This is a genomic window from Chamaesiphon sp. OTE_75_metabat_556 (assembly GCF_031378165.1).
Taxonomy (GTDB): Bacteria; Cyanobacteriota; Cyanobacteriia; order Cyanobacteriales; family Chamaesiphonaceae; genus Chamaesiphon.
This window is the reverse complement of the sequence record NZ_JANNDR010000325.1, coordinates 1-1,523: the sequence shown is the minus strand read 5'-3', so window position 1 is coordinate 1,523 and position 1,523 is coordinate 1. Positions and strand designations below refer to the sequence as shown.

Below are 1,523 nucleotides of genomic sequence, written 5' to 3'. Positions count from 1 at the left end.
GGGATGGAATCGTTGTCCGGGCTATCGGCTGAAAGCTGGATGGGATTACCATTTTCTAGGTGTGGACGATCGCGATCCAAGGCGATCCGATCTTCGCGCATTCCTGTCATCGCGGGGGCGGCTTCGCCCGGTACGGTTTTGTTGACGAGGGGATAGACGGTAAAGCCTTGCTGGCTATAGGGGCGTCGATCGCCTTCGGTACGGAGGTATAGTTTGACCGCTAAGGGCGTTTTCGGTTCTTCGGCTTGCAGGGCACGTTCTAGCACGCTAAAGGTATCGGGAATATCGACGGACACTTCAGCCGGGTGTTGGGCGAGTACCCACAGGGTATCGTCTTTGTATAGGCACTGCACCCGGAATGGAATAATCCGCCCTAAGTGAGCGTGAAGAGAGTTTTGCAGAAAACACTCTAAAATTTTGAGGTCATCCAGGCGCGTAGCTGATTGCATATATTAACCGAAAGTTATCGGCGGAAATTCAATATAGTTGAAACCAAACTAGTAGGTATAGATATATAGATACTTATCGGGTCGCGACCAGATGAGACGTAGAGTTTCAGCCAATCGCCCTTAACTAGCGGTTCAGTTGATAATTGTTACATGATATCTCAAAATCTTACCAAATCGATCGGACGATCGCGATTTGAGTGCAAACATACCGAAAAAAATTCATGGCGATCGCAATTTGGATAAATCGCTTGCCATGAATTTTAATCGTATTAGGGTCAAGCCTGACTGAACAGCATTAACCGTTCAGTGAGTTTTGCTCGATCGCGTCTATTTGAGGGCGACTTTACCGCCAGCTTCTTCAAGCTGTTTCTTGGCATCGTCAGCGGCTGCTTGGGGTACGCCAGTGAGGACGTCTTTAGGAGTGGATTCAACGAGGTCTTTAGCTTCTTTCAAGCCCAAGCCAGTGATCGCGCGGACGACTTTGAGGACGGCAATTTTCTTGCTCTCATCAGCCAATCCTTCGAGAACGACGTTGAATTCAGTTTTGACTTCAGCTTCTTCGGCAGGAGCGGCAACGCCAGCAGCCATCGCTACGCCGACGGGTGCAGCAGCACTGACGCCAAAAGCTTCTTCGATTTGCTTGACTAGTTCAGCCGCTTCGAGCAAGCTGAGGGTTTTTAACTGTTCTAAAATGGTATCGGTTGCAGCAGACATGTGGAGATTCCTAAAATGTATGGGTGAAAATTGTGACTAAGTTGGGAGTTTCGCGCTCTAACCTTTGTCAACGTGCGCTTGGAGACTCCGAGCGATCGAAGCCGGTACTTCTTTAACACCGATCGCGATTTTCGCGGTGACGGAGTTGAGGGCACCAGCAATTTGCGCCATGAGTTGTTCTTTGGATGGTAAGTCGCCGATCGCTTTAACATCAGCACCGGTGAGGACTTTACCTTCCATCACGCCACCGTGGAGTTCGGTTTTCTTGGTCGCTTTTTGGAAGTCATGGTAAGCCTTGATCGAGCCACCAATGTCATCTTTGAGCAATAAGAACGCCGAAGAACCCTGGAGTAGTGGCTC

1 protein-coding gene and 2 pseudogenes are annotated in these 1,523 nt (G+C 49.5%); all 3 read right to left on the bottom strand.

The annotated features are described in order from the left end of the window. A pseudogene (locus RMO27_RS12970) lies at positions 1–449 on the bottom strand (hypothetical protein); the annotation flags it as partial. Between the two features lie 327 nt (positions 450–776). Continuing rightward, positions 777–1,163 carry a 50S ribosomal protein L7/L12 gene (gene rplL, locus RMO27_RS12965; protein ID WP_309733115.1) on the bottom strand — a complete coding sequence of 129 codons (387 nt, stop codon included), beginning with the start codon at positions 1,161–1,163 and terminating at the stop codon, positions 777–779. Positions 1,164–1,220: 57 nt separating this feature from the next. Then, positions 1,221–1,523 (bottom strand): annotated as a pseudogene (locus RMO27_RS12960) (50S ribosomal protein L10); the annotation flags it as partial.